This is a genomic window from uncultured Roseobacter sp. (genome assembly GCF_947495025.1).
Lineage (GTDB): Bacteria > Pseudomonadota > Alphaproteobacteria > Rhodobacterales > Rhodobacteraceae > Roseobacter.
Genome location: NZ_CANLXG010000001.1, coordinates 1,176,024 through 1,201,937, shown reverse-complemented (window position 1 = coordinate 1,201,937; position 25,914 = coordinate 1,176,024). Strand labels below are relative to the sequence as shown.

The following is a 25,914-nucleotide window of genomic DNA, read 5'->3' as shown; positions in this document are numbered from 1 at the left end:
GCATTGGCTGTGGCATTGTGCGACCCGGTGAACCTGCTATGAACTCTGCTCATGACATCTGAAATTGTTCTGCGCGAAACCATCTGTACACTTGCGGCCTCGCTCTTTGACCGGGGGCTCACGGGGGGCAGTACCGGCAATATTTCGGCACGGACGCAGGATGGCGGCCTGCTGGTGTCTCCTACGGGCACCAGTTTTGGCCGTCTTGACCCAGCCCGGCTCAGCCGGTTTGACGCCTCTGGCACGCTGACGGACGGGGACCCGCCCACCAAGGAAATGCCCCTGCATTCGGCCTTCTACGAGACCCGCAGCACGGCAGGTGCGGTGGTACATCTGCATTCATGTCACTCAGTCGCCTGGTCGATGATGCCGGATGCTGACGAGGACAATTTTCTGCCACCGCTGACACCCTATGCCATAATGAAACTGGGTAAGGTAAAGCTGCTTCCGTTCTTTATGCCGGGTGATCCCGCGATGGGCGAGGCGGTGCGCGGTCTTGCCGGAAAGAGAACGGCGGTGATGCTGGCAAACCATGGCCCGGTGGTGGCAGGCAAAGACGTCGAGGCCGCCTGCAACGCCATCGAGGAACTCGAAGACACGGCCCGGCTTGCGATGATGATGCGCGGCATAAATGCGCGGATGCTGACGGCAGAACAGGTCAGCGGTCTCGTAGAGCGTTTTGATGTGGAGTGGGATGATTGACAGCATTTTCGGCGAACCTGGGATTTTTGTGGGCGGATCTGCCGCTGGCAGACGCAATCCGCGCGGCTCATGCTGCCGGTTTTGATGCAGTCGAATGCCACTGGCCCTATGACAATGACCCGGCCGGAGTGCGTGACGCGCTGATCGAAACCGGGCTGCCAATGCTCGGGATCAACACGGTGCGGGGGGACACCGGGGCCGGGGAAAACGGTCTGTCGGCGTTGCCGGGGCGCGAGAGTGAGGCGCGCGCCGCTATCGACCAGGCACTGGATTATGCGCAGTACATCGGTGCCGGAGCGGTGCATGTGATGGCGGGTTTTTCCTCTGGCCCTGAAGCCGGGAAAAGCTTTGCGGCCAATCTGTCCTATGCCTGTGAAAGGGCTGCGCCGCACGACATAACTATCCTGATTGAACCGCTCAATGCTTATGATGCGCCGGGGTATTTTCTGAATTCGACCGCGCAGGCACAGTCGATTATTGAGCACCTGGGTGCGGGCAACCTGAAACTGATGTTCGACTGTTATCATGTGCAGCTGACCGAGGGAGACCTGACCAATCGTCTGACCAGGTTGCTGCCACTGATCGGGCATATCCAGTTTGCATCTGTCCCCGACCGGGGCACGCCGGATCATGGTGAGGTCAGCTATGCACACGTTTTTGATCATCTGAAATCGCTCGGATATACAGATCCGCTGGGGGCAGAGTACCGGCCCGCGCGGCCGACCAGCGAAACACTTGCCTGGATGGCCCGGTTCCCGGGCTGATCAGATCCGGATCAGGCAGCCTTGGTTCCGCAATGCCCGCAACGCGCTGAGCGCTGTCAGCGCGGAGGTTTTGGGGTTGGAGGCGAGCGGAGATCCGGCGGTGGTATAATCGAGAGAAACGACGGGACCCGTTGCGACTATCCGGTGTGAATTTCCAGCCGCCCGGGGATCCGCAACGAGCGTGACCCTGGTGTCGTCAAACCCGACCGAAGCGAGCGCGACTGTTGCAACAACGTTTGCGTTTTTTGGAAACAGACGGGCAGCTTCGCGGGCGCTGCCGCTGAAAAACTCGAATTCTTCGGTCAGATCGTCAAGCGTACAGATTTCTTCTGCCGGGCTGCCCCGCCAGGCCTGCGGCGGTTTGCGCCCGGCATAGATCACAGTATCCAGGCCGTCCTGCGCCGCCGCCAGCGCATCAATGCCTCCGATTGCACCGGGCAGGACCGATATCTGAGCGCCTCCCTGCAGGGCAGCGTCTTCAAGCGCCCGTGCGGTCTGCTCATCTGCCAGGGCTCCGGCGGACAGTATCCCGAGGTGAAAACCAAGCCTGAGAACCGCGGGCGCCGTATTCTGAACGGCAGCATGACCTGCGCATTCGAGCACAAAGCTGACATCAGGCGACAGGTCTTCTGGCCGTGTGACCACCCGAACATGCGGACCGAGCGCTGCGCGTACATCTGCCGTGCGCCCGGGCCGTACAAGCACGTCGCTGACAAAGACCGAAGGATCGCTATTCAGTTGCCCGCAGATTTCTGCACCAATGGCACCATATCCGATAATCGCAACCTTTTTTGCGGGTGATTGAAAGCGGTTTTCCTTCATCTGTAGAGCCTTATCCCTGATACAGCGACATCTGCGGTGAAATCGCGTCCGACAGCCAGAATACCGATGCGGCGCAGGTACGCCGGGTCAAACGCAACGTCCGTGCGATGCGGCGCAAAATCGTCAAAGCTGATCCTGACGGTCGTCCAGGCATGGTCGGCCCGGAAGGAGGCGCGGAAGGACTGCCAGGGCCGGCTGAGCTGCTCTGTCCTCAGGCGGACATCATATTCCTCGCCATTGCCGCGGACGTCCAGCTCGATGCCCTGCCAGCCGGACGCATCAACCGGCCCACCGCCCGGCGACAGGTCAAAAGCCATCTGGATAAAGCCTCCGTTGTTGTCCGTCGACACACTGCCGGTCAGGCGCATTGCATGTCGGCCCTGCACGTGCACCCGCGCCGCCGTCCCATCCGAAACACCTCCCATCACCGTGTCCGCGACGTATTCCCAGTCGGGGTTCAAATCCATATCAGCTTCTCCCGCAGCGGCGGCAGGCCACCCGGGCATGGCAATAACCATGACCAGTAAGGGAGCGAAAACCATTGCGTTTATGTGAAAGGTCATCCTGAACACCAACCTGGTGCGGCTACAGCCGCATGGCAAGCGGCAGCGCGCGGACAAATGTCAGCTTACGCGCTCTCCACGGCTCCAGACCCCCTTGATCAGCGGTGTCGGCCCACTGGTGCGGACCCGGATCAGATCTCCGCGCAGACCGGTCTCTATCCGGCCACGATCGGTCAGGCCGGCGGCCGTCGCCGGGTTTTCGGTGACACACCGGATGGCGCGCGGCAGATCCTGCCAGATGTCGGCCAGGCGAAAGGCAGACAACAGTAGGGCAGAGGGCACATAGTCTGAAGAAATGATGTCCAGGATACCTGCCTCAGCCAGGGTCTGCGCAGAGACGTTGCCGGAATGGGAGCCGCCCCGGATAATGTTCGGCGCGCCCATCATAACTGCAATACCTGCCTCTGCGCAGGCTTCTGCAGCTTCGAGGGTGGTGGGGAACTCGGCAAAGTTCACCCCGTTCCTGCCAGAATGCGCGACCTGCGCTGCAGTTGTGTCGTCATGGCTGGCAAGGGCAGACCCATATCGGCGTGCCTGGGCGACAGCACCCTTTTCATGTTTATCGCCATAGAGTTTCTGCAGTTCCCTGAGATGTGCAACGTGTGTGACAAACTGCGCGTCGGACAACCCGCGCTTTTTGCCGACGTAGGCTCTGAGCACTTCCAGATCGCGAAACTGCCGCTGTCCGGGCGTGTGGTCCATCAGGCTCACGATCCCGATGCGGTCATCCGGCCCGAATTCGGCCATTTCCTCAAGCAGTGTTTCCGAACAGATTTCAGCCCTCAGATGCAGTAAATGACTAATCCTGAGGCACCCGGAATCGCGCGCTGCAAGGATTTCAGTTGCCATCTGTCGGGCATAGGCACCGTAGCGCGCCGAACTGTTGTGGATCGACCCCACGCGCAGGGCATCAAACACAGTTGTAATGCCTGTGGAGGCCAGCTCTGCATCGTGTGCGATAAGAGCGGGCAGATGGGGCCAGTCAACAGCGGGCCGGGGTTCGATATGCCGCTCAAGGTTGTCGGTATGGAGTTCCACAAGACCCGGCAGCAGATAATCGCCCTGGCAGTCGATGGCGCCCTCTGGCGTGACCGTGCCTTCTGCCACGTCGGATATTATTCCGTCCGTGACAGTAACCTGGCCGCAGACGATCCCGTCCGGCAAAACCAGGCGCGCATTCGCGAAGCACTGTGCATCCCCGGACGGGGTGTTGCCCGTATCCTGACCTGCGCCAGATGGAAAAGAAGAGTTCATGTATTCAGGCTTTCTGTGTTCTGCCACCGTAACGGGGTGGGTTTCCTTGCCGGCCACCGGCAAACGGGTCGGGCATTTCCTGGCGTCCGCGGGATCATAGCCGCACGCCTTCAATGCGCAGAGCATGTACGGCGCGCGCAACGGTATCCTCGAGCGCACCGTCGTTGCTGATCGTTGTGACGTCAATTTCGCCCGGCATCGGGCCGACCTTCCGTGCCAGTCGTTCGGATATCTCGCCGGTGGTTTCGCGGCCCCGGCCGGACAGCCGGTGTGCCAGAGTTTCCGGACTTGCCGTGACGTTGAGAACCTGCAGGTCGGGAAAGATCGCCGCGGCCTGCGAAAGAACGCCCCGGGACAGATTGGCGATACAGAGTTTCCCATGGCGTACATCGTCTGCAACGCCGGCGGGGATGCCATAGTGCAGCCCGTGGGCGCCCCAGTGCAGGCAGAAGTCACCGCGTGCGGCGGCAGCCTCGAACGCTCTGAGATCAACCGGGTCAAACACTTCGCCACCTGCATCGGGATTACGCGTGATAGTACGCCGGACGACGCTGATGCCCGGCAACGCGCGCGCAATACCTGCGATCACGCTGTCTTTGCCGACGCCCGATGGTCCGACGACCGCGATGAGGCGACCACGGGTCATGCAGCGGCACCGGGGTTGAATGAAGTGACGTCAATTTCCCGGTCGCAGACCTGCCGGCGGGCCGTGTCGTCGTGAAATATCCCCACGATTGCGGCGCCCCTTGCTTTTGCCTCTTTGATAACGTGCGGAACGACGTCCCTGTTGGCGACGTCGGGACTGGCCGTCGGCTTGTCCAGCAAGATTGTGGGAAAATTGCGTACGAAACCGCGGGCAATGTTGACGCGCTGCTGCTCACCTCCGGAAAATGTTGTTGGCGACAGGTTCCAGAGCGTTTGTGGAATATTGAGGCGCTCCAGCAGTGAGGTGGACCGCGCGCGCGCGGCCTCCTCTCCGCTGCCGGTAGACGGCAGCGGCTCTGCGACCACATCCAGTGCCGGGACACGGGGGGCAACGCGCAGGAACTGGCTGACGTATCCCGGCAATTCGCGCCGCGTGCGGATGATCTTGCGCGGCTCAGCACCGGCAGGACCGGCATCACCCACTGTGATCCTGCCTGAACGGGCCATACATTTGCCGTAGATCATGCGCATGAGCGTAGATTTTCCGCTGCCGGATGCGCCCGTCGGTACAACACAGTCACCGGGTGCCACGGCCAGGCAAACGTCGCGCAACACCGGTATCTCGACCCCACCCTGATTGTGCAGCACAAAAGTCTTTGAGACGTTTTCAAGTTCAATCACGGCGGGCCTCATCTCTGCAGGACCGAGCTGACGAGGAGCTGTGTATGCGGGTGCCCGGGGATCACCAGGAACACGGTCTGCAAGTCCACTTTCTACCACACGTCCTGATTTCATGACCATCGGGTGATCTGCCAGCAGGCGCACAACGGCGATGTCATAGGTCACGATGATGGCCGACAGGTGCATATTCCGAACAAGACCGCGCAGAAGATCCAGCCGTCGGCACTGAACGCTCACATCCAGACCCCCGGTGGGCTCATCCACAAAGACCGGCCCCGGACCCGATATGAGGTTGCGCGCAATCTGAAGCCTTTGCTGTATACCGCCGACAAAAGTTGTCGGGCGATCATCAATGCGGCCGGCGTCAGTCTCGACCCGGGTCAGCCAGTCAGTGGCGTGCGACCGGATTTTGCCACAGCGGCGCGCGCCCACGGAGATCAAGCCACGTCCTCCTGTGTGTTTTCCGCTCCTGCCGCGCGCCGCATCTTTCGGACCAGTTCCAGCTCTGACTGAAAGTCGACGTAATGGGGGCAGCTTGATGTGCTCCAGAAACCCGGTCGCCTGGATGTTATCCGCATGGGAACGAACAAATTCGGCATCCAGAGCCGGCGCGCCCTGAAAGTCTTTACCGGATCCTTCCCATCGGAGCGTACGGTCGACCAGCGCCATTGATATTGCCCTGCGTTCGCTCTGCCCGAAGACGCGACGGTAGCCGCAGGTAAACTGCGGCGGTTCCGTCCGGGAAGCCCTGATCTGATTAACCGTCTCGCATTCGGTCAGCGTAACCTCTCCGATTTCCACTGTGAAACCGAGTTCAGGTATGTCCACTTCGACAGGCACTGTCCCGATCCGTAACTCACCGACAAAGGCGTGGTTCCGCGCGCAACCACGCCGGGTCGAATAAGCCAGCGAGAGGATAAAGCCCTCATCCGCCCGTGCCAGCGTCTGAAGTCGCAGGCTGCGGTATGCGGGTAATTCGAGTGACTCGCGGGGCAGGTCCCCCGGAGCCTCATCAGAAGCCCCGGCGTCTTCGATCAGGCCGTCGCTGTTCAGGAAATCGGTAACGTGGGGCACGGTCGTCTGTGGCGCAGCACGTCGCGGCGCCCCGGGCACCTCTCCTTCGGCTGCAAGTCTGAAGTCCGGCGGGCGATGCGTGTAATCAAACGTCGGGCGCGGAATCTGCCCGCCCGGAGCGTCCTTGAATGTTTCTGATATACGACTGTCGCGGGTCATTGTGCCGGTATCTGCCGGTTCTGCCGGTCCAAAGCGGGGCAGGGTGGTCCGGTATGCGCGGATCAGGAAAATCGCTTCGATCAGATCACCGCGTATCTTTTTGATTGCAAGCGCTCCAAGGTCCGGATCGTAAAGAGATCCCTCTGCCATAACCCTGTTGATCGCGAGACCCAGCTGTTCGCGGATCTGCGAAACAGACAGCCCGGCAAAAGAAATGTCGCCGCGGCGTTCTTCGGCCAGCCATGCATGCGCGTTGCTGATCGCGCGTGCGCCGTCTTTTGCGTCTGCGTACATCAGCAAACCTCAGCAGAGCGCGGTACAGCCGCGATCAGATCATCACACGTGAACAGAAAATCGAGCCCGACGGGAAGGAGGCCGTGGTTGGTCTGAAAACAGGCGGCTTCAGGCCGGCTGAGGTGGGAGGTCGTTTTGATCCCGGGTCCCGTCAGTGTCACACCGACCGGTGCCAGCCGGGGAAGGTCCGCGATCAGGGTTGCTGAGCGGTTCGGGTATTCAGGCGTGCCCACCGGATAGGCGGACAGAGGCTGAAGGTCATTCCAGGACCCCGCAGCAAAGGTCGCCTCCGCCGCTGTGCAGAACGGAGCGCCGGTGTGAAAGGCGATCCAGTCGCGCACCGCCTGGCAATCGACAACACCGGCGAGGAAGACCGGTGTATCTCCATCGCAGAGTGTCAGGATCGCCGCTCCGGCCGCCTGAGACCGAGGGCGAGGTGGCTGTGCCCCCTGCAGACGCCGGATCGTACCGGGACGCGCCACGCTTTCCATGATCGCGCGGAAAGCCCGGGCCGCATCTTCAGCGGGTTGTGCAAAACCGCCTTCAAGGGTCAGTGTCTGCATCAGTCCTCGCCCGGCGCCATTGCAAAGAAATCGACTTTGGTTGCTGAAGCATTCTCTGCCCGGGCCAGACGCAATTCCGCGCGCTCTTTCTTCAGCGGATCAGGAACCGCAGATCTGATGTAACCGGCAACGCCGGTCTGCATCAGTGCGTCGGTCGGCGCCGCCGCCTCAGCACAGGGCTTGCGGCGACCCATGAGCCAGGCGTGCCCGACAGTTCCGCACCCAAGGCGCAGGGCGCAGCGGATGACAGTCATTTCGCCCAGGTTGAAGGGCGCGCCTGTTGCACCGGCCCGCCCCCGGACCATTACACTGCCGATCTCAGGGGGCCGCAGCCGTGTGAATGCGGAGCGGTCGCCTGTTTCCGGCAACAGCGTTGAAATCCGGCCCTCAGGTGCTCTTGCAAGCAGACCCCTCCGGGCCCGGCGCTCAGCGTGTGGTTCACCGCAGTCTTTCATCTCGACAACTTTGCCTATAACTATACAACTAGACATATTATATCAGGAAATGCGCAGTTCGACAGAGGAGATTTGCAGATTGTGAACGACAGGCCAAAAGGACGCCGAAAAACCCCGGTCTGGCAGGCCATCGCAGCACACCTTCGCGGTGACATCGCTGAAGGTCGCTATAAGGCTGGCGACAGGTTACCGACGGAATCCAGACTGGCTGAACGTTTTGGCGTGAACCGCCATACGGTGCGTCACGCACTGGCGCATCTGATACAGGAGGGTCTGGTGCGCACCCGTCGCGGATCGGGTGCTTTTGTTGCCGCGACGCCTACCGACTACCCGATCGGTGGTCGGATGCGGTTCCATGAAAATCTGCTCGCCGCCGGGCGGCTTCCGGAAAAACGCATCCTGCAGATTGAGAACCGTGCCGCAACGCCGGGCGAGGCACGGGCGCTGGCCGTGCCCGAGGGCGGGTATATCTGCGCATACCATGGATTATCTCTTGCCGACGGTCAGCCGATTGCACTGTTCGAAAGCCTTTTCCCGGTATCCCGCCTTCCGGGCATTGATGTGGCTCTGCAACAGACCCGTGGGGTAACCCAGGCACTGGATCTGGTAGGCATCACGGATTTTGTTCGTGTTTCCACCCGGTTGACGGCGGTTCTCGCTGATGCGACCCAGGCGTTGCATCTGCATCTGCAGGAAGGAGATCCATTGTTACGCACGACGGGCGTAAACGCAGTACCTGACGGCGCGCCTGTCGAGTTTGGCAGGACATGGTTTGCAGGCGATCGCGTCACTCTTACGCTGGACGGCTAGCCGCTGTACCTGACCCGCAAAGCCCCGGCGCGTCAGGCGAAACGTCCTGGCACCGGCGCAGTAAGCCGTGTGCTGGTGTCCGATGCCTGGAAGAGACGCTGAACTCTTGCAGTTGTGCCGGCAATATTGGTGCCGGTTGGCTTTCCTGCGTATCACCGAATTCTCTGCGGCGACGGAAGCACACCGCGAAATGCCTGACGCCCCTGCTGATCAGGCCTGAAGCTCAGTCAAAGCGCCGGACCGTCCGGCAGTCCGAGGATCTGCCGGGCCTGCTGCCAGGTGGCGACCGGGCGCTCATGTTTTTCGCAGATATCGGATACCACACGTACAAGGGCTGCGTTTGACGGCGCCAGCCTGTCCCGGTCAAGCCGGATGTTATCCTCAAGACCCGTGCGGGCGTGACCACCTGCGCTGACCGACCACTCATTGAGAACCTTCTGGTGAGCACCGATCCCCGCAGCACACCAGGGTGTGTTATCGCCAAAAAGACGCCTGACTGTTCCGACATAGTAATCGAACACATGCCTGTCGGCAGGCATCGCATTTTTGACACCCATCACAAACTGGACATAAGGCGTATCGCGTATCTGGCCGGCTGCGTGCATCTGAGCCGCGCGCAGGATGTGCGAAAGATCAAACGCCTCAATCTCGGGTTTCACGCCATATGTCATCATTTCCGCCGCCAGCCAGTCCACCAGATCCGGGGGGTTTTCGTAGACGCGTGTCGGAAAATTGTTGGAGCCCACGGACAACGACGCCATGTCAGGCGCCAGCGGCAGCATCCCGCCGCGCGACTTTCCCGCGCCCGAACGGCCACCGGTCGAGAACTGGATAATCATTCCGGGGCAGTGCTTTTTCAGTCCCTCCCTGAGTGCCGCAAATTTGTCCGGGTCGCTGCTGGGGCTTTCGTCAGCGTTGCGCACATGAGCATGTACGATGCTTGCACCGGCCTCAAAGGCTTCGTGTGTGCTTTCTATCTGTTCGCTGATGGTAACCGGTACGGCCGGATTGTTCTCCTTGCGGGGCAGTGAGCCGGTGATGGCCACACAGATGATACAGGGCTGGTTCACGCTGCAGGCGCCAGAACGAAATCATGCACAACCTCATAAAACGGTCTGTCAAAGCCTGCAGCACTGATCCGCGCCGGATCCTCAACCAGCTCAAACTCTGCCAGCAGGCTCTCTTTGACACCGAACACCGCATCGGAATGGATGTAGGGATCATCCGGATCAAAGATATGAGTGATCAGCGTCTCAAATCCGGGCGCTTCGAGAATATAGTGAAGGTGCGCCGGCCGGAACGGATGCCGCCCCAGCTTTTTCAGCATCTGTCCTACCGGGCCGTCATCCGGGATAGGGTAGAACTTCGGTTTGACCCCACGGAAATGATAACTGCCATCCGGGCCGGTCCGAAACACGCCACGCAGATTGAAATCCGGCTGCAGCCCCTTTTGCTGGACGTCGTAAAACCCTTCATCGTTGGCCTGCCAGACGTCGATCTTTGCGCCGTCCACCGGCTGACCGTCTGTCCCGAGAATCCGGCCCCGTACGAGCATCGGCTCGCCTTTCTGGTCGAGACAGATATCGGCGCCCATCGGAAGCTCGGGTGCATCAGCGACATGGAACGGCCCCAGAACCGTGGATTCAGAGGCGCCCGAGGGTTTGCGGTTGTTGATCGCATCCACCAGCATGGAGACCCCGAGGCAGTCCGACAACAGGATGAACTCCTGGCGCCAGTCGTTGCAGGTATGACCCACACCGGTGAGAAACCGGATGGCCTCGAACCATTCTTCCTGTGTCGGCTCAATCTCCTTGACAGCTGCATGCAGGTGTTTCGTGACTACCGCCATCACCTCGGCAAGCCGGGCATCCGGTGCGTCAGCGCTGCGGCTTATGACAACTTCTGCCGAGTTTTCTTCGGTGAAATACCCCGTTTCGCCGGTGCTCATAGCTGTCTCCTATCTTGCAAGTACGGTGGAAAGAACGCGCGTCAGTGCGGCCACAGGATCGTCTGGCAGACCGTCGTGCCGCCAGCAGACATGCTGGTCGGGTCGTGTGATAATGCATCCTGCATCACCCACTTCGCGCGCACGTGCCCAGTCGCCTGTGTGATCCACGATGGCCTGGCGGGGCCCGATGACATGCGTGTTGAGCGTTATGCCCATTTCCTGCGCAACACTGGCTGCGGCCTCCGTCCAGGCCTCTCCACCCAGACCGGTAAAGAGAGTAAAGGCGCCGCCACCCGCGAGATCGAGCGTCGAGTGCTTTGTCCCTTTCTGGTCAAATACCCAGGCATGCGGTATGCGCGCGCCCGGCCATGTGGTGGGCTGATAGTGCAGGTCCGCGTCCTGCCGGAAGTCCGGTTCCACCTGCCCGTCGGTGACCGTTGCGTCCGAGCTGTAGCGCTGGTTCATCTCGACCCCATGAGCGTCGAACTCGTATTTCTTGAACGCGATCGCTTCCCGGATAGCGGCACGTTGTCTTTCCGCATCCGGGGTCGGATCGCAGCGCCCCTCGAGATTTTTCTGCATGGTTTCAGGGTCGTTGCTCTCGGTCAGACCAAGGGCCTCAAAAATGGGCCCGAACTCTCCGATTGACTGGTTTGCCCGTGTGACGATCTGTTTGGCCACCGGGGCGCGTTCATCCGAATAGGTATCCAGCAGTGCAGGTCCGGCCTGGCCTTTCAGAACGGCGGCCAGTTTCCAGGCGAGATTGAACGCATCCTGGATCGAGGTGTTGGACCCCAGCCCGTTCGAGGGCGGGTGGCGATGGATCGCATCGCCCATACAGAACACCCGGTCCTTCTGCAGATGGGTGGCATAGTAGTTGTTTACCGTCCAGGTTGACCAGCTGGTGATGTCCACCTCGAGGTCCGGGTCGCCGACCAGATCACGCACGACTTTTTCTGCAAAGGCATTGTCAACGTCCGGGGCAGGCTGACTGATGTCATATCCCCAGACAATCAGCCATTCGTTCCAGGGGCGTACCATACGCACCAGCCCCATACCGATCCCGCCAACGTCAGCGCCGGGCTGGACCACCCAGTAAAGAACCGACGGTCTGTGCGCCACGAATTTTGAAAGATCAGCTTTGAACAGGATGTTCATCGAGCCGCCGACCCCCATCTGTCCTTCGAACGGCAGGTCGATGTGCTCGGCGACCAGAGAATTGCCGCCATCTGCCCCCACCAGATATTTTGACCGGATCGTGACCTCTTTGCCGGTCAGGCGGTCCAGACAGGTGGTTGTGACGCCATCCGCGTCCTGTTCATGTCTCAGGTATTCGGTGCTCATCCGCGCCTGTGTGCCGCGCTGGCAGGCTGTCTTGAAAAGCAACGGCTCCATGAATGTCTGCGGCAGATCGTTCATGAAGGTCGGTGAGGACAAAAGGTGTTCGGCTTTGGACAGCGGGTGCGTGCCCCAGCTTTTCATGCGCCCGATCTCTTCGCCTGCGAGGCTCTCGCAAAAAACGTTTTCGCCCATGATTTCCTGTTCGGAGGCAAACAGATAGGCCTCGTCTTCGACCTCGCGTCCCAGATCCCGCAGCACCTCCATCGTGCGCTGGTTGGTGATATGTGCGCGCGGCGTGTTGGCCAGCCAGCGATAGCGGTTGATGACCATGTTTTCGATGCCATATGTCGACAACAGTGCGGCCGTTGCCGATCCGGCCGGTCCGGTGCCGATGATCAGTACATCCGTGGTGATATCTGGCATGATTATTCCTCCGCTTGGGTCAGTTGTCCGCCTGAGAGCCGGCGGCGAATTGGGAAAAGGTGCAGCCCCGTGCGCCCGGACAGCAGCCCCCAGAGGCCGCGTGGGGCGACAAGCATCACGACAATGGCCAGAACGCCAAGGCTCATGAGATACCAGCTGCCGAAATCGGCGAGCAGGGACTGGAGCGCAAAGAAGACCAGCACGCCGATAATCGGCCCTTCGATGGTGCCGATCCCGCCGATGACAACGATAAAGATGACGTAAGCTGTCCAGTCGGTCACGCTGAAGGCGGCGTCGGGGCTGATCCGGGCTTTCTGCATATAAATCAGACCGCCGGCCAGGCCGGTGCCGAGTGCCGAGGTCAGAAAGACGATCCATTTCATCCGCGACGCATCAACGCCGACCGATTTCGCGGCCTCGACATTGTCACGTACAGCGGCCAGAGCAAGACCCCGGCGGGTTCGCAGCAGCCAGTAGATGCCACCGATCGTCGCCAGGGCCAGCAGCAGGGCCAGCCAATAGGCAAGGATGTCGCGCGCGGCGGCTGATCTGACGCCCAGTGCGTCCTCGATCAGGGACACAAACCACATGTCGCGCGTTGCCTCCCGGGGCAGGGACGTACCGGTGCCACCCCCCAGTGTTTTCCACTGCGCGACCAGCAACCGGACAACTTCGGCGATGACCCACGTGCCGATGGCAAAGTAGGCGCCGTTCAGGCGGAAGGCAAAAAAGGCGGTCGGCACGGCAATGACAAGCGCGGCGACGCCCGACAACAGGATGGCGGGTACCGGATCAATGCCCCACAGGATCACCGCTCCAAAGAGTGCGTATGCGCCGGCGCCGACAAATGCCTGCTGGCCAATGCTGACAAGCCCTCCATATCCTGCCAGCAGATTCCAGAACTGCGCCAGCACCAGCATGGTCAGAATGAAGAACATATCGCGGATCGTTCCGCGCCCGGCAAAAAAGGGCAGGGCGATCAGCACCAGGATCAGAACTGCGGCAGCAGCCGTTGCGACGCGGGAGGCCGGGGTCTGCACAGAGACGGAATAGCTCATCAGTCGTTTGCCCTCGGAAAAAGACCGCGTGGCCGGACCAGCAGTACAATAAGGAATGCGATGTGACCGGAGAGGATCTGCCACTCCGGGTTGACCGCGGCGCCAACGGTCTGGGCCACGCCGATTATGATGCCCCCCGCGAGTGTGCCCCAGAGCGATCCGAGGCCGCCGATGATCACCGCTTCAAAGGCATAGATCAGACGGGCAGGACCGATATTCGGGTCAAAGTTTGCGCGCAGTCCCAGATAGAGCGCAGCAATGGTGACGATCACCAGTGCAATGCCCGTCGCAGTCGCGAAAATATTTGCCGGGCGGATGCCCATCAGGCTCGCTGTTACTGCGTCATCGGATGTGGCGCGGAATGCGCGTCCGAGGCTGGTGCGGTAAAAGAGCTGGTTCAGACCGACGATTACCAGAACGGCAGAGGCGAATGTCAGCAGCGGCATAACGCCAAGTGCTATGGGACCAACCTGAAGCGAGGCTGTGGTCAGCGCATCAGTGGGCAGGCGCTGGCTGTCGGCGGAAAAGGTTTCCAGCAGCGCGTTCTGCAGAACCACAGACAGGCCGAAGGTCACCAGCAAAGGTGGCAGGATGTCATCTCCGAGGGTCCGGTTCAGCAGGAATTTCTGCAGCCCCCACCCCAGACAGAACATCACCGGCATCGCTATGAGCAGGGCCGCAAACGGCGGCAGCCCCAGCAGTGTCACCAGAACGAGGATCAGATAGGCGCCCATCACGATGAGATCACCATGGGCAAGGTTGACCAGCCGCATGATCCCGAAAACAAGGCTCAGCCCTGCCGCGAAGAGGGCGTAGAGACCACCGAGAAGTATGCCCTGCAGAACGGTATCAATCCAGATCATTGGCCGGCTCCGAAATATGCATCATGAATGGCGTCCCGGCTCAGGCTGTCGGGCGTTCCGGACAGGGTGATGCGGCCCTCCATCATGCAGTACACACGGTCCGCGACGGCCAGAGCCTGGGCGATGTCCTGTTCGACAACGATCAGGCTTGCGCCGGCGGCCTTTATGGCCGGCACGGCCCGGTAAATATCCTTTATGACCACCGGAGCCAGGCCGAGACTTATTTCGTCGCACAACAGCACGCGCGGGTTGCTCATCAGCGCCCGGCCAATGGCCACCATCTGTTGCTGCCCCCCCGACAGAGCAGTGCCGGGTGAGTGGCGCCTTTCTGCGAGGATCGGAAAGAGCCCGTAAATTGTTTCCAGTGTCCAGTGGCCGCCGCCACGACGGCCATAAGCGCCAATGAGCAGGTTTTCCTCCACCGACAGAGACGGAAACAGCCGTCGGCCTTCAGGGACCATCGCAACCCCGCGGGTCACAATTTCATCTGCAGTCAGCGTGCCGATATCAGCGCCGTCAAAGCGCACAGACGACGTCTCGTTGCGCAGCACCCCGGCAATCGAGCGCATCAGCGTTGTCTTGCCTGCACCGTTCGCACCGATAATTGCGACCGTTTCGGCCTCGCCCAGTTCGATGTTTACACCAAAGAGCGCCTGAAAATCGCCGTAGCCTGCTGTCAGGCCCGATGTCTGAAGAAGCGCCATCAGACCTCAATCCCCAGATAGATTTCGCGCACTTCCCGGCTGGCCATAATGGCATCCGGTGCGCCGATGCCGATTACCTTGCCGAAATCGAGCACCAGCAGGCGTTCGACCACCGATGTCAGTGCGTGCAGGACATGTTCGATCCAGATGATGGTCACGCCCTGCGCATGAATGTCGCGTATCGTGGCGATCAGGGCCTGACATTCGCCCTCGGTCAGGCCGCCTGCGATTTCGTCCAGCAGCAAAAGCCGGGGCTGTGTGGCCATGGCGCGGGCCAGCTCCAGACGTTTGCGTTCAAGCAGCGACAGCTGACCCGCCGGCGTATTGGCCCGACGGATCATTTCCGTACGCTCGAGAATATCCGCACAGTCCTCCAGCACTTCAGCTTCGCTCTGGCTCCGTCCGTGCGTGGCAGCAACGACCAGATTTTCGTAAACCGTCAGCTTTTCGAACGGCTGCGGGATCTGAAAGGATCGCCCGATCCCCGTGAGGCACCGCTCCATAGCTGAGACGCGCGTCACGTCGCGACCGTCAAAGCCGATACTGCCGGAATCCGCGCGCAGGTTTCCGGTTATAAGGTTGAACAGCGTCGATTTACCGGCGCCATTGGGGCCGATGATGCCCAGAGCTTCCCCCGGAGACACGTCAAAAGTGACGTCGTCGGTCACGGTAAGCGCGCCGAAGCTTTTGCTGACGTTCCGCAGTGACAGAATAGACATGAACCGCTCCCTGGTCAGGCCGTCCCGCACAGGCGGGACAGCAGCTTATCAGCTGATTGCTTCCATCGTACCGCCAACAGGGATGTCGGGGTGGTCGCTGTTGTCCACGATGACAAGGTCGTAGCCTCCATCACCGCGCAACCGCCACTGACCGCCGACCAGCGGCGTTTTGGCGATATTCGCGGCGGCAAAGGGTGGCAGGCCGGATCCGTCAAAGGCCAGCCGTCCGACTATGGAGTTCAGCTGTGTCGCCGCAATCGCTGCAGCAACCTCATCCGGGTCGCGGCTGTCTTCGACGCGGCCCATCACGTCTGCGGCCATTTCAAACAGCGCATGGGCAAAGCCTATGGGCTGTGTCCACTGCTTACCGGTAGCGGCCATGTATCCTGTGGCCAGATCACCTGCCGAAGCGCCGGTGAGCGATGACGCAAACGGATGTGTTGGCGACCACCACACTTCAGAGCTGAGGTTGTGGCCCTGATCACCCAGCGCTTCGACGGCCTGCGGGAAAAGTATTGCCTTGCCGATGCTTGCCGCTTTGGGCGCAAATCCCTGTTGTTTGGCCTGGGTCCAGAAGGTCGTGAAGTCAGGCGGAATGGGTACGCCCGTTACGATATCGCAGTCCGCCTGTTTAAAGGCATTGATCTGTGCGCTGAAATCATCCGTCAGGTTCTGGTACCGGCCCGGATCCGTTAGGCCGTAGCCCTGTGCAGCAAGGGGTTGCGGGAAGCCGACATTCGGATCACCCCAGGCATTGCCGTCACCATCGTTGGGGAAAAGGCCGCCAACCTGTTTATTGGTGTCCAGCTGGTTCCACATGGCAGTGAAAACACTGATCACGTCCTCAAGTCCCCAGAAGAAGTGGAAACTGTAGTCAAAGGGACGCCAGGATCCGGGTTCGCCGGGGTTGCCCTGCTGCCCGATGAACCAGGGTTGCCAGGGCGCTACTGTCGAGATGACCGGTATCTGTTCTGCTTCGCAGGTCGTGGCCACAGGGTTTGTGGTCTCTGGCGTCGAGGCGACGAGCATCATGTCGATCTCGTCATCAATGATCAGTTCCTTGGCGACTTCGGCCGCGCGGTTCGGGTTGGACTGGCTGTCCTTGACGATCACCTCAAACTCAGCACCTGCCTCCGAGGCCAGAAAACCGTCGATGATGAATTTGTCGGCTTCAGAAAAAGCCGCGAGAGGGCCTGACTGTGGGCTCACATAGCCCAGCCGGATTCTTGCGCCCTGCGCGATTGCGGGGGCCGCCAGGCTGCCGGCAGCCATGGTGAGCCCTGTTGCGGCGGTGGTTCTGAGAAGTGAGCGGCGTGTAATCATGATGTCCTCCCTGACGTCATCAGCTGTCTAGTTTGCGGGTGTTTCGCCGGCCCATGCGGCCTGCAGCAGTGCCCGTATGTCCTCTCGGGTTACGGGCTGCGGGTTTGGATAGGGGCGGCTGGTGGCAAGTGTTGCAGCGCGATCAAGATCAGCTTCGCGCAGACCCAGGTCGCGCAGGGCAAGCGGTGCGTTTACCTTCTGTGCAAAGCGGTGCAGAGCACGCCCTGGGCCCGGACCATCGAAAATATCAGTGACCGGCTTCAGGGCAGCGGCAGCGGCCCGCGCATTGTATGAGACCGCATGGGGAAGAACGATCGCGTGCGTGTCAGCGTGCGGCAGATCAAAGGTGCCGCCGAGCGTATGGCAAAGCTTGTGGTGCAGCGCCATGCCGACCTGACCCAGTACTGTCCCGCAGGCCCAGGCCCCGCGCAGCGTGGCTTCGCGCGCAGCGATGTCACCGGGTGATTGAATGACCTGTGGCAGGCCGTCTGCGAAAGCCCGGAGCCCCTCAATGGCCAGCGCGTCGGATGCTTCTGTCCTGTCCGGCGCGTAGAGCGCTTCTGCCGCATGCGCCATCGCATTGAGCGCTGATGTTACAGTCATCCCGACAGGCAGGCCCGAAACAAGCTCCGGGTCATAGAGAATGACCTGCGGCAGAACACGGGCATCTGTCAGAGTGGTTTTGACACCGTTTTCGGTCTGACCGAGGATGGGCGTTGCTTCGCTGCCCGCGTATGTCGTGGGGATAACGATCTGGGGCAGGCCTGTGCGCAGCGCAATTGCCTTGCCGAGGCCCGTGGTCGAACCTCCACCGATCGACACAAGACAGTCAGCGCCTGTCTCCTGCGTGTGTGCGACGGCCTGTTCAGTGACATCCACGGGCGTGTGCATGGTGGCGCGGCAGAACACCCCGACGGCTGCAGAACCAAGCTTTTCGGCAAGCTCAAGCGCGCTGTTGCTTTGCTGAGGTGTCGACAAGACCAGCGCATGGGTTGCGCCGAGCCGTGCGACCTCGTCCGCAATACTGTGTCTCAGACCCGCTCCGAAACGGACGCGGACAGTTTCATCAGATTTGGTCAGAAAGCCTGACATTCTCGCCCCGTTAACCTTTTCGAAACCTTAGTATCCTGCGAAAAAGTGATAGTTGATCGAAAATTGGGTAAAGAATATAACCTGATGTTATGAAGATTGATCCAAATCACCTGATGATCCTCGCGGCAATTGCAGATTCCGGTGGTCTCAGCGAGGGCGCGCGGGTTGTCGGCAAGTCGCAACCGAGCCTGTCGAGGACGATTGCAATGCTTGAAGCGCGTCTGGGATCACGGCTGTTTGAAAAAGGGAAAAAGCCGCTGCGCCCCACAGAGCTCTGCCGCTCGCTGGCCGATCAGGGGCGGGTAATTGCTCAGGCCGGCCTTGCAGCACAGCAGGCCGCAGAGCTGTACAACTCGGGCAAGGCCGGCACCGCCCGCCTGGCAGGGACTCCGATTTTTATGGATGGCGTGATTTCGAGTATGATCGCGTCTTTCCAGACCGCGCACCCCGAGGTGTCTGTGCACCAGACCTATGGATATCTTTCCGAGCTGACCGAACAGCTGAATGTCGGAAACGTGGATATCGCCATCTGTCCGGTCCGCCCTGACCGGGTTCCCGAAGGTCTCTCCTTCAAGCCGATCCTGCAGGGCAGAAACGTGATCGCCTGCGCGCCGTCACATCCGCTGGCCCGCAAACCGGCACTGACGCTTGCAGATATTGCCCCATATTCCTGGATTGCCCCGCCCGCCGGCAGCCCGCTTTATGAGGATCTGCGCAACGCACTCAGCAGTATCGGCATCACTGACTTCAGGGTCAGTTTTACCGGCGGGTCGCTCGCGTCAATCATCAGTGTGATGTCCGGGTCGGAAGCACTGACGGTTTTGCCGTATTCAGTGGTCTTCATGCAGCAGCATACCCGGTCGGTCACATCGCTGCCGATCCGGATCGATCATCCGGACCGTGAACTTGGCCTCCTGTGGCGGGAAGACCGTCAGGCACGTCCGGCGGTGAAGCGTTTTCGCCGGTACATAGAGGACGAATTCTCAGATCTCGCCCTGCAGATCAGCGAAAAGGGTCGTAACGCAGTCTGGCGGGCCTGAAGAAGGATATCCCTCAAGCCTGCGCAGTTTGTATGGCCGGCAGTGCGTCCGTACCTGAACGGCCCCTGTACGAGACAAGGGCAGAACCGCGAGGCACTCTCAGAAAGACGGGCAGCCTGGATCAGGACCCGGTTGTCGGTCAGACGGCGCCGGCCCGGCACAGGCAGCTTGCGCGGATCGGCACATCCGCCCGTGCCAGTGCCTGATCAAGCAGTATGCCGATGTGTATGATTTCCGAGGTTTCACCGCGCCGCGAGAGACATTCGTGCAGACCATGCAGCGCCCAGACATTCCGCGGGTTCTGGCTGGGGCGCGGAAGCCTGCCATCAAGGCCCAGATCCGCGCGGTACACCGCTTCGGCCTCAACGAACTTCCCGTCTTCCATCAACAGCGCTCCGAGCGCATGACGTGTTGGCTGCGGCCAGGCCCAGGGTTCTTCATACATCAGACCGTCGTCCAGACGGACGGCCGCACGCAGATATTCCAGGCCCTCTTCACGTTGCCCTGACTTGAAAGCGACTTCGCCCAGCATCATCTGCTCTGCCACGGCGAGCACATCCCGGGCGCTGTTGTTGAACAGCATCCGCTCTTCGGGAACCTGTGCATAGGCTTCACTGAAGGCCATGGCAGCCTGTTGCGCATCGGCGTGACGGCCAAGATTGGCCAGCGCTACGGTTTTTGCGTAAAGGATCAGCGCATTGGTCGTGGTATAGAGCTCCTTGTCAGCGGGCTGCTCCAGTTCCAGCGCCTCGGCCCACATACCGAACCGGATGAAAACATGCGGCTGCGCTGCGACAAAGGTTTCGAACAGGTCCGGGTAAACGCGGACCACCTCGTCCGGAACTTCGGCCAGAAGCCGGCCGGCCACATCCAGCGCCGCAGCCTTCTGCCCCAGAAACATTGCGCCATAGAGCGCGAAGTGCAGATTGTGGATCCGGTAGAGCGCATAGAAGTTGGCCGCGCCCGCGTATGATCTGAACTTCTCATCAGCGCTGGCCGCGGCCAGATTGCGGGACAGGACATTCTGATAGTCGCCGCAGAGTACGTCGATATGCGACGCCATATGCACCAGGTGTCCCGCGTCCGGGACGAGACCGTTGAGACGATCACCGTGTCGCAGCGCGCGCTCGGGGTGCGGTGACATCTCCATAAGGTGAATGTACATGTGTAACAGCCCCGGATGATCCCAGGCGCCGGGTGTTTCGGCAAAGGCACGTTCCAGAACGGCCATGGCCTCTTCGGTGGAGGCGTCCGGGTTGGGAATGCCCTGCCAGAAATCCCACAGTTTCCACGGGGTCCGGTTCATCAGAGCCTCGGCGTAGATACAGGCGACGTCGAGGTCATCGGGCCAGGCGTCGTAAACCGGCTTCATCGCAGCGGCGAAACCGTCGTTGAACGGCTGAAAATCCTCAATATCAGGGTCCGTGGGATACCTCAGAGCCAGCGCGTCGATCAGTGCTTTTTCCACCGGCGTGGCGCTTGCCAGCGCGCGGCCTGTGGCGAGGGCGTCATGCGCCCTGGCCAGCGCCGGCGCTTTCTCTTCCGGGGAAAAGACCTCCCACGGCTTGTTGTAGTTTGGTCCGATGCCATAGGCGATGCCCCAGCAGGCCAGCGCACAGGTCGGATCTGCGTCAAGCGCCCTGTCGAAGCAGGCAACTGCCTCTTCGTGGTTGTAGGCGTAAAGCCAGACCAGCCCGCGGTCGGACCAGCGCTGTGCCTGTTCGTCTGCGCTTGCGGCACGCGAATAGCGCCCGAGATCAAAGTAGTCAGTCATACGGTCCCCCTCCCGGCCGTCATCCTAGCACAGAAACGGATCGCAGCAGCAAGCCGCTCAGGCACATCCGCTGTGTCCCGCGTCCCGGATCAGATGTCTTTTGTGAGAAGAAGAACGTCACCGGTATAGTAAGGCTGGCAGGGATGCAGTCTGACGGGTGCGGCAGAAATCTGCGTATAGCCAAGGCGGGTATAGAGCCGCACGGCACCGGTGTTCTGTCCGTAGACCTGGATACTCATCTTTTCATACCCTGCGGCCCGCGCCAGTTTTTCACTGTGCCGCATCAGTACAGTGCCGGCACCGCAACTGCGATACCCGGGCAGGACAGCGAGTGCATTGATGTACCAGGTGCCGACCGACCGGATTTCCAGCGCGACAAAAGGGGCGACAGGTGCCGGCAGGTCATCCGGGTCATCCCCGGGCGCGGCGTCAATGGGATAGCTGAGAACCATCCCGACCGGCTGCTCACCGCGCAGTGCGACGACAGCATTTGAAAACGAAAACCCGCCCGTCGTTCTCCGGGCCCGCGCGGCGCCGACGTCCAGAAATGTCTCTTCCACAGTTGCAGATTGCTGCCACAGCCATGAAGGTATGCCTTCACCCGCGATATCAATCAGTTTTGCCAGCAGCAGGGCGTCGTCAGCCGTGGCGTCCCGCAGGCGAATATCTGTATTGGTCATTTAAAAACCCGTTTAACAAAAATTTCTTTCGGCCCGGCGTGACCGGACCGGTGTTTCAGAGGCGGATCAGTTGTCCGGTGCAGACCCGACGGGTCCACCAGAGTCCCACGTGTCGTCCTCGGCGCGCTGATAAGCTGTTTTATCATTGTTGAAACCAGCACGTATGGTGCCGTTGGTCAGCTCTGCAGCGACGCCCGGGTGCGCATATTGTTCCGACACACAGCATTCCGGTTCCATAGGACTGTGTGTGGGCGATCCCATGACGGGTGCAGTTACAGCGGGACCGGCTGCCGCCCGGACGACAGCAACACAGGTCAGAGCGGTGAACAGAAAAAAATGTTTCGTCATCTGGTATACCTTTCAAAAAAATCTGTGGTGACCGGTCAGGCGCTGGCCAGCGCGCGCTCCTGCGCGGCGATACAGCCCACATGCCGGTGATCGGTGCCGCAGCACCCGCCCAGAACTTTTACCGAAGGCAGCAGATCAAGCAGGTTACCACTCAGGCGTCCCAGTTCAGCCGGGTCACCGTTGTCCAGTACCTCTGCCCCGTCCAGCTCCGCATGGCTCATACGCGAGGCGTTTGACCGGATGCCACCAATCCTGTGCCGCCAGCTGTCAGAACCGGCAAGTACCTCGCTGAAATGATCGGGATGTGCGCAGTTGATCATATAGTAGAGCGGTGCAGCACCGGTTGCGGCATCCACCTGTGCGATTGCATCACTCAGCCGCTGACCCGATGGCAGTCGCCCGTCGGTCTCAAGCGTAAAGGCGATAACCACAGGTATATCGCATTCCTTCGCCGCGCGGGCGATACCGGTCGCTTCGTCCGCATGGGTGAGCGTCATGGCACTGATCATATCAGCTCCTGCACGTCCCAGCGCCGCTGTCTGGGGCGCATGAATGTCATACGCCTCGTCAGCAGACAGAATGGTATCCGGCGCATATGCATCGCCCGCAGGACCGACCAGGCCGTTGACCAGAATGGGAAGGCTCATCGTTTCGTGGCGGGCCCGGACAGCGCCAACGAAGGCGACGGCACGCTCGTTTGCGGCGAGGGTCTCGCTGACTGTCTGGCCGAGAGGCCCCGCCCAGGCGACGCCGGCGCGCCAGGTCGGCGCATCAAGGATAAACCCACGACCGCTGTTGCGGGCGATGCCAATGTATTTCTCAAAATAGTCGGTCAGATCCTGGCGTCCGGCTGCCGTATCAAGCAACACCGCCGCTGAGAAACAGGGCAGGTCGTGGCCTTTGTCAAAAATCATGTAGGTTTCGAGCCCACCATCAGAGAGGTAAAAACGGCTGGACTCTATAAAATGTTGAATTCGCATTACTCGTTCCTTTATCGACAATACCCAGTGAGTACCTGCAGGCCGTCACAGGCTGTAGTTGCCTGGTGGTCCGGTTTTCAGAATAAGATTTCTGTTTCGGATTTAGGGGCTTAAGGGGTATTCAGTGAAAGCGGCCCGTGTGAGAGGTCATGTCAACTGTACCTGCGGTACAGTGGGAGAAAGACAGATGGTGGCAAAACCAGATACCCGGTCGAGAATCCTCGACATCGCCGAAGCGGCGGTGCTTGAAAAAGGATTTGAGGCCACATCCATCGAAGAAATTGTTGCGGGCGCGGGCATTTCACGCGGTGGGTTCTTTTATCATTTCAAGGACAAGAACGCGCTGGCCCGGGCGATGCTGGAGCGTTACATCGACGCCGAAAACCGGCTTTATGATGACCTCTTTTCCCGGGCGCGCGAGCTGAGTGACGACCCGCTGCACTGTATGCTGATCGGGCTGAAGCTGCTTGCAGAGTTGCTGGAGGAGATGCCAACCGGTCATCCGGGCTGCGTTATTGCCGCTACGGCCTATCAGGACAGGCTTTTTGACAAGGGCGTGCGCGACCTGAACCGCCAGGCAATTCTGGGCTGGCGCAAAAGGTTCCGGGGCATGTTCGAAGAAATCGCGCGTGTCTATGAACCACGCGAAGCGGTCAACATGGATGCGCTGGGCGATATGGTGTCCGGTGTGGCCGAGGGTGGGCTTGTTCTGCAGCGCGCGCTGGGCGAACACAACAGCGCCTCGCAACAGATCATGCTGTTCCGCACCTATCTGAAACTGCTGTTCGCACCGCGCGAGGCCTGAAATCCCGCAGCCGCGGCCGGACGCCTGTGCTTTCCCGACAACCCCTGTGCCTTTTGCTGCAGAACGATTGTTGCCGGATCCCCCCCTCAGGTACTAACAATAGAGCAGGGGGGAGAAAACTTGGACGTCATCAGCCTTACGACGGAAATGGCCGTGGTACTCGGCCTTCTGGCATTTACCGTTTTCCTCTTTGTGTCAGAAATCGTCCGGATCGATTTTGCAGCCATTCTGGTGATGGTGCTGCTGGGCCTGCTCAGCCAGTTGCCGGGTCTGGGGTCGCTGGCAGATGTCAGCAGGCTGTTTGACGGGCTGGCGTCGAATGCGGTGGTGTCGATCATTGCTGTAATGATCATCGGGGCGGGGCTCGACAAAACCGGTCTGATGAGCAAGGTCGCGTCGCTGATCCTGAAACACGGCGGCAAGACGGAAACGCGGATCATCCCGATCGTTTCCGGCACGGTCGGCGTGATCTCGTCGTTTATGCAGAACGTGGGCGCTGCGGCGCTTTTTCTGCCTGTTGTCAGCCGGATTTCAGTTCGGACAGAGCTGCCGCTCAGCAGGCTTCTGATGCCGATGGGGTTTTGTGCCATCCTCGGCGGTACGCTGACGATGGTGGGATCCTCGCCGCTCATCCTGCTGAATGATCTGCTGATCAGTGCAAATCAGACGCTGCCGGCCGGGCAGCAGATGGAACCCTTCGGGCTGTTTTCTGTGACGCCTGTTGGTGTCTGCCTTGTTCTGACCGGTATCCTCTATTTCACTCTTCTGGGGCGCTGGGTGCTGCCCGCTGGAAAAAAGAGCGGCGATGGTACCAGTGGTCAGTCCCTCAAAACCTATCTCAAGAACATCTATGGCCTGAAAACGGATATCTTTGAAATCTCCATTCCCGCGGGCCACCCCTGCGAAGGAGAAACCTTTGATGACGTGATGCAGCGGTATCATATCTACATCATCGGCAGCGCCTATCAGGGCAAGCGGTGGTTCGCGCCGGTGATCCAGACCCAGATTACCGCGCCCTGCCGGATCGCTGTGCTGGGACGCCGTAAAGTGATCGAGCAGATGGTGGAGGAAGGTGGATACATCCTGCACAATGACCTCGAAGTCTTTGCCGAAGACTATGCGGCCACCAAATCCGGCGTTGCCGAAATGGTGGTGCCGCCGGGGTCATCAGTGATTGGGAAATGCGCGCATGATCTGGTTTTTCGCAAAACCTATGGCGCGAGCCTGCTGGCGATCCACCGCGACGAAGAGACCATGAGCTACGTAGAAACCGAGGATCACGCGCCGACACCGGTGGGCGAAGAGCCGTTTCATGCAGGCGATACACTGGTGATTCACAGCACATGGGAAGCGCTTACGCGGCTGACCCGTGACCGGGATTTTGTCGTGGTCACCACAGATTTTCCTCAGGAGGAACTGAGGCCCAAAAAAGTCGGGTGGGCGCTTTTGTTTTTTCTGATCTCGCTCACGCTGATCCTTTTTACCGATCTGAGGCTGTCCCTCTGCCTGCTGACCGGGGCAGTGGGCATGATCCTGACCGGCGTTCTGGACATTGACGACGCCTATGATGCTGTCAGCTGGAGCACGGTATTTCTGCTCGCAAGTCTTATTCCTCTGGGGCAGGCCGTGCAAACCACCGGTACCGCCTCCTGGATTGCGCAGCAGATCCTGATGTTGCTTGACGGGTGGCCGTTGTGGTCACTTCAGGCAGGCGTGGCGGTGCTGGCCACCATATTCACGCTGATCATGTCCAACGTGGGTGCCACCGTACTGCTTGTTCCGCTGGCAGTGTCGATTGCTGTGGCGGCCGGCGGTGATCCGGCGATTTTTGCGCTGACGGTTGCGATTTCCACTTCCAACTCGTTTCTGATCCCGACGCATCAGGTCAATGCGCTGATCATGGGGCCGGCGGGTTACCGGGTCACAGATTTCATCAAGAGCGGCGGGATCATGACGATCCTGTTTCTGGTCGTGTCGCTTCTGATGATGAATGTGGTGTTCTGACCTGCAACCCTCTGTCGGGCGCGGGC

At 60.3% G+C, this 25,914-nt stretch carries 26 protein-coding genes and 1 pseudogene; 6 read left to right on the top strand and 21 right to left on the bottom strand.

Features of this window, described 5'->3' with window-relative positions; translation table 11 throughout:
* The first annotated feature begins 51 nt into the window (after positions 1-51).
* Together Q0792_RS05695 and Q0792_RS05690 are read left to right on the top strand one after the other, a co-directional pair.
* Positions 52-702 (top strand): aldolase, encoded by a 651-nt coding sequence (locus Q0792_RS05695; protein WP_298837362.1) that lies wholly within the window; start codon positions 52-54, stop codon positions 700-702.
* Entirely contained in the window at positions 699-1,466 is a 768-nt protein-coding gene (locus tag Q0792_RS05690; protein WP_298837360.1) for a TIM barrel protein, read from the top strand. The genes Q0792_RS05695 and Q0792_RS05690 overlap by 4 nt, the downstream gene beginning before the upstream one ends.
* On the opposite strand, the gene Q0792_RS05685 is transcribed toward Q0792_RS05690, so the two are convergent.
* The 8 genes and pseudogenes from Q0792_RS05685 to phnG all read right to left on the bottom strand — a co-directional run bounded on the left by Q0792_RS05685 (position 1,467) and on the right by phnG (position 7,976).
* A complete protein-coding gene (locus Q0792_RS05685) occupies positions 1,467-2,288 on the bottom strand; it encodes an aspartate dehydrogenase (RefSeq protein ID WP_298837359.1) in 822 nt (273 codons plus the stop codon). It lies immediately after the preceding gene.
* Positions 2,285-2,755, bottom strand: a complete 471-nt coding sequence (locus Q0792_RS05680) for a CIA30 family protein (RefSeq protein ID WP_298837356.1) — start codon at positions 2,753-2,755, stop codon at positions 2,285-2,287. Before Q0792_RS05680 ends, Q0792_RS05685 begins: the two co-directional genes overlap by 4 nt.
* Before the next feature lie 156 nt (positions 2,756-2,911).
* A complete protein-coding gene (locus Q0792_RS05675; protein WP_298837353.1) occupies positions 2,912-4,105 on the bottom strand; it encodes an alpha-D-ribose 1-methylphosphonate 5-triphosphate diphosphatase in 1,194 nt (397 codons plus the stop codon).
* A 94-nt stretch (positions 4,106-4,199) separates the two neighbouring features.
* On the bottom strand, positions 4,200-4,751 hold the full coding sequence (gene phnN / locus Q0792_RS05670; protein WP_298837350.1) for a phosphonate metabolism protein/1,5-bisphosphokinase (PRPP-forming) PhnN: 552 nt from the start codon (positions 4,749-4,751) through the stop codon (positions 4,200-4,202).
* The gene (gene phnL / locus Q0792_RS05665) at positions 4,748-5,431 is read right to left on the bottom strand and encodes a phosphonate C-P lyase system protein PhnL (RefSeq protein WP_298838630.1); all 684 of its coding nucleotides are present in this window, start codon (positions 5,429-5,431) and stop codon (positions 4,748-4,750) included. Before phnL ends, phnN begins: the two co-directional genes overlap by 4 nt.
* Before the next feature lie 437 nt (positions 5,432-5,868).
* Positions 5,869-6,958: pseudogene (locus tag Q0792_RS05660) on the bottom strand (carbon-phosphorus lyase complex subunit PhnI).
* Positions 6,958-7,521, bottom strand: a complete 564-nt coding sequence (phnH, locus tag Q0792_RS05655) for a phosphonate C-P lyase system protein PhnH (RefSeq protein WP_298837348.1) — start codon at positions 7,519-7,521, stop codon at positions 6,958-6,960. The pseudogene Q0792_RS05660 and the gene phnH overlap by 1 nt, the downstream one beginning before the upstream one ends.
* Entirely contained in the window at positions 7,521-7,976 is a 456-nt protein-coding gene (gene phnG, locus Q0792_RS05650; RefSeq protein WP_298838629.1) for a phosphonate C-P lyase system protein PhnG, read from the bottom strand. Before phnG ends, phnH begins: the two co-directional genes overlap by 1 nt.
* A gap of 81 nt (positions 7,977-8,057) precedes the next feature.
* On the opposite strand from phnG, the gene phnF reads away from it, so the two are divergent.
* Positions 8,058-8,786 carry a phosphonate metabolism transcriptional regulator PhnF gene (gene phnF, locus Q0792_RS05645; RefSeq protein ID WP_298837345.1) on the top strand — a complete coding sequence of 243 codons (729 nt, stop codon included), beginning with the start codon at positions 8,058-8,060 and terminating at the stop codon, positions 8,784-8,786.
* 227 nt (positions 8,787-9,013) lie between these two features.
* On the opposite strand, the gene Q0792_RS05640 is transcribed toward phnF, so the two are convergent.
* The 9 genes from Q0792_RS05640 to Q0792_RS05600 are packed head-to-tail and all read right to left on the bottom strand — an operon-like array spanning position 9,014 to position 18,257.
* Positions 9,014-9,856 carry a 3-keto-5-aminohexanoate cleavage protein gene (locus Q0792_RS05640; protein WP_298837343.1) on the bottom strand — a complete coding sequence of 281 codons (843 nt, stop codon included), beginning with the start codon at positions 9,854-9,856 and terminating at the stop codon, positions 9,014-9,016.
* Entirely contained in the window at positions 9,853-10,734 is an 882-nt protein-coding gene (locus Q0792_RS05635) for an intradiol ring-cleavage dioxygenase (RefSeq protein ID WP_298837341.1), read from the bottom strand. The genes Q0792_RS05640 and Q0792_RS05635 overlap by 4 nt, the downstream gene beginning before the upstream one ends.
* A gap of 9 nt (positions 10,735-10,743) precedes the next feature.
* Positions 10,744-12,498: an FAD-dependent monooxygenase gene (locus Q0792_RS05630; protein ID WP_298837339.1), complete on the bottom strand. Its 1,755-nt coding sequence runs from the start codon at positions 12,496-12,498 to the stop codon at positions 10,744-10,746.
* Positions 12,499-12,500: 2 nt separating this feature from the next.
* On the bottom strand, positions 12,501-13,556 hold the full coding sequence (locus Q0792_RS05625; protein ID WP_298837337.1) for a branched-chain amino acid ABC transporter permease: 1,056 nt from the start codon (positions 13,554-13,556) through the stop codon (positions 12,501-12,503).
* Complete coding sequence (locus tag Q0792_RS05620) at positions 13,556-14,419, bottom strand: branched-chain amino acid ABC transporter permease (RefSeq protein WP_298837336.1); 864 nt, start codon at positions 14,417-14,419, stop codon at positions 13,556-13,558. Before Q0792_RS05620 ends, Q0792_RS05625 begins: the two co-directional genes overlap by 1 nt.
* Positions 14,416-15,123, bottom strand: a complete 708-nt coding sequence (locus Q0792_RS05615; RefSeq protein ID WP_298837334.1) for an ABC transporter ATP-binding protein — start codon at positions 15,121-15,123, stop codon at positions 14,416-14,418. Before Q0792_RS05615 ends, Q0792_RS05620 begins: the two co-directional genes overlap by 4 nt.
* Entirely contained in the window at positions 15,123-15,842 is a 720-nt protein-coding gene (locus Q0792_RS05610; protein WP_298837331.1) for an ABC transporter ATP-binding protein, read from the bottom strand. The genes Q0792_RS05615 and Q0792_RS05610 overlap by 1 nt, the downstream gene beginning before the upstream one ends.
* A gap of 48 nt (positions 15,843-15,890) precedes the next feature.
* Positions 15,891-17,165 (bottom strand): ABC transporter substrate-binding protein, encoded by a 1,275-nt coding sequence (locus Q0792_RS05605; RefSeq protein WP_298837327.1) that lies wholly within the window; start codon positions 17,163-17,165, stop codon positions 15,891-15,893.
* 27 nt (positions 17,166-17,192) lie between these two features.
* Positions 17,193-18,257, bottom strand: a complete 1,065-nt coding sequence (locus Q0792_RS05600; RefSeq protein ID WP_298837326.1) for a maleylacetate reductase — start codon at positions 18,255-18,257, stop codon at positions 17,193-17,195.
* An 89-nt stretch (positions 18,258-18,346) separates the two neighbouring features.
* Here Q0792_RS05600 and Q0792_RS05595 point away from each other — a divergent pair, with 89 nt between their 5' ends.
* Positions 18,347-19,297 (top strand): LysR family transcriptional regulator, encoded by a 951-nt coding sequence (locus Q0792_RS05595; protein WP_298837324.1) that lies wholly within the window; start codon positions 18,347-18,349, stop codon positions 19,295-19,297.
* A 139-nt stretch (positions 19,298-19,436) separates the two neighbouring features.
* Here Q0792_RS05595 and Q0792_RS05590 read toward each other — a convergent pair whose 3' ends face one another.
* From Q0792_RS05590 to Q0792_RS05575, 4 genes are all read right to left on the bottom strand, one after another.
* Positions 19,437-21,071, bottom strand: a complete 1,635-nt coding sequence (locus Q0792_RS05590) for a hypothetical protein (RefSeq protein WP_298837322.1) — start codon at positions 21,069-21,071, stop codon at positions 19,437-19,439.
* Positions 21,072-21,160: 89 nt separating this feature from the next.
* Positions 21,161-21,751: a GNAT family N-acetyltransferase gene (locus Q0792_RS05585; protein ID WP_298837320.1), complete on the bottom strand. Its 591-nt coding sequence runs from the start codon at positions 21,749-21,751 to the stop codon at positions 21,161-21,163.
* A gap of 66 nt (positions 21,752-21,817) precedes the next feature.
* The gene (locus tag Q0792_RS05580) at positions 21,818-22,099 is read right to left on the bottom strand and encodes a hypothetical protein (protein ID WP_298837318.1); all 282 of its coding nucleotides are present in this window, start codon (positions 22,097-22,099) and stop codon (positions 21,818-21,820) included.
* A gap of 35 nt (positions 22,100-22,134) precedes the next feature.
* A complete protein-coding gene (locus Q0792_RS05575; protein WP_298837316.1) occupies positions 22,135-23,079 on the bottom strand; it encodes a homocysteine S-methyltransferase family protein in 945 nt (314 codons plus the stop codon).
* Between the two features lie 187 nt (positions 23,080-23,266).
* Between Q0792_RS05575 and Q0792_RS05570 the strand changes: the two genes are divergently transcribed.
* Together Q0792_RS05570 and Q0792_RS05565 are read left to right on the top strand one after the other, a co-directional pair.
* Positions 23,267-23,884 carry a TetR/AcrR family transcriptional regulator gene (locus Q0792_RS05570; RefSeq protein ID WP_298837314.1) on the top strand — a complete coding sequence of 206 codons (618 nt, stop codon included), beginning with the start codon at positions 23,267-23,269 and terminating at the stop codon, positions 23,882-23,884.
* A gap of 120 nt (positions 23,885-24,004) precedes the next feature.
* A complete protein-coding gene (locus Q0792_RS05565; protein WP_298837312.1) occupies positions 24,005-25,888 on the top strand; it encodes an SLC13 family permease in 1,884 nt (627 codons plus the stop codon).
* Positions 25,889-25,914: the final 26 nt, after the last annotated feature.

What these genes read in the sequence shown, in the direction of transcription:
- Q0792_RS05610 (WP_298837331.1), bottom strand. Translation starts at nt 15,842, where the DNA reads ATGTCTATTCTGTCACTGCGGAACGTCAGCAAAAGCTTCGGCGCGCTT.
- Q0792_RS05675 (WP_298837353.1), bottom strand. Translation starts at nt 4,105, where the DNA reads ATGAACTCTTCTTTTCCATCTGGCGCAGGTCAGGATACGGGCAACACC.
- Q0792_RS05570 (WP_298837314.1), top strand. Translation starts at nt 23,267, where the DNA reads ATGGTGGCAAAACCAGATACCCGGTCGAGAATCCTCGACATCGCCGAA.
- Q0792_RS05585 (WP_298837320.1), bottom strand. Translation starts at nt 21,751, where the DNA reads ATGACCAATACAGATATTCGCCTGCGGGACGCCACGGCTGACGACGCC.
- Q0792_RS05590 (WP_298837322.1), bottom strand. Translation starts at nt 21,071, where the DNA reads ATGACTGACTACTTTGATCTCGGGCGCTATTCGCGTGCCGCAAGCGCA.
- phnH (WP_298837348.1), bottom strand. Translation starts at nt 7,521, where the DNA reads ATGCAGACACTGACCCTTGAAGGCGGTTTTGCACAACCCGCTGAAGAT.
- phnG (WP_298838629.1), bottom strand. Translation starts at nt 7,976, where the DNA reads ATGAAAGACTGCGGTGAACCACACGCTGAGCGCCGGGCCCGGAGGGGT.
- Q0792_RS05600 (WP_298837326.1), bottom strand. Translation starts at nt 18,257, where the DNA reads ATGTCAGGCTTTCTGACCAAATCTGATGAAACTGTCCGCGTCCGTTTC.
- Q0792_RS05580 (WP_298837318.1), bottom strand. Translation starts at nt 22,099, where the DNA reads ATGACGAAACATTTTTTTCTGTTCACCGCTCTGACCTGTGTTGCTGTC.
- Q0792_RS05625 (WP_298837337.1), bottom strand. Translation starts at nt 13,556, where the DNA reads ATGAGCTATTCCGTCTCTGTGCAGACCCCGGCCTCCCGCGTCGCAACG.
- Q0792_RS05595 (WP_298837324.1), top strand. Translation starts at nt 18,347, where the DNA reads ATGAAGATTGATCCAAATCACCTGATGATCCTCGCGGCAATTGCAGAT.
- Q0792_RS05635 (WP_298837341.1), bottom strand. Translation starts at nt 10,734, where the DNA reads ATGAGCACCGGCGAAACGGGGTATTTCACCGAAGAAAACTCGGCAGAA.
- Q0792_RS05605 (WP_298837327.1), bottom strand. Translation starts at nt 17,165, where the DNA reads ATGATTACACGCCGCTCACTTCTCAGAACCACCGCCGCAACAGGGCTC.
- Q0792_RS05615 (WP_298837334.1), bottom strand. Translation starts at nt 15,123, where the DNA reads ATGGCGCTTCTTCAGACATCGGGCCTGACAGCAGGCTACGGCGATTTT.
- phnN (WP_298837350.1), bottom strand. Translation starts at nt 4,751, where the DNA reads ATGACCCGTGGTCGCCTCATCGCGGTCGTCGGACCATCGGGCGTCGGC.
- Q0792_RS05695 (WP_298837362.1), top strand. Translation starts at nt 52, where the DNA reads ATGACATCTGAAATTGTTCTGCGCGAAACCATCTGTACACTTGCGGCC.
- Q0792_RS05630 (WP_298837339.1), bottom strand. Translation starts at nt 12,498, where the DNA reads ATGCCAGATATCACCACGGATGTACTGATCATCGGCACCGGACCGGCC.
- Q0792_RS05575 (WP_298837316.1), bottom strand. Translation starts at nt 23,079, where the DNA reads ATGCGAATTCAACATTTTATAGAGTCCAGCCGTTTTTACCTCTCTGAT.
- Q0792_RS05685 (WP_298837359.1), bottom strand. Translation starts at nt 2,288, where the DNA reads ATGAAGGAAAACCGCTTTCAATCACCCGCAAAAAAGGTTGCGATTATC.
- Q0792_RS05680 (WP_298837356.1), bottom strand. Translation starts at nt 2,755, where the DNA reads ATGGATTTGAACCCCGACTGGGAATACGTCGCGGACACGGTGATGGGA.
- Q0792_RS05620 (WP_298837336.1), bottom strand. Translation starts at nt 14,419, where the DNA reads ATGATCTGGATTGATACCGTTCTGCAGGGCATACTTCTCGGTGGTCTC.